The sequence below is a fragment of the Flavobacterium xizangense genome, assembly GCF_054075145.1.
In genome coordinates, this window is record NZ_JBSIPG010000355.1 from 1 (window position 1) to 231 (window position 231).

Genomic DNA, 231 nt, shown 5'->3' on the forward strand with positions numbered 1-231 from the left:
TCTTCTTTTTTAGCACAATTCAAAAGAAGCAAACAAATCATTATGCCAATAAAAATTCTAGCCATAGAGAATCAGATTTAAAATAAAGATATAAAAAAACAGGAAGTAAATTATGTGTGATTTCGTTTTCTAGATTTGGAAAACCCTGCAGTAGAAACTTAAATAACCTTACATTACTTATATGGTTAAAAACAAAAAAAATCCCAAGAAACAATTTTTCTTGGGATTTTC

Annotated in this window: 1 protein-coding gene; it reads right to left on the reverse strand. The window is 26.4% G+C overall.

The annotated features are described in order from the left end of the window. Positions 1-40: 40 nt before the first annotated feature. Positions 41-231 (reverse strand): hypothetical protein (locus ACWA1B_RS23750; protein ID WP_456911162.1); only part of this gene is annotated, 191 nt, incomplete at its 5' end.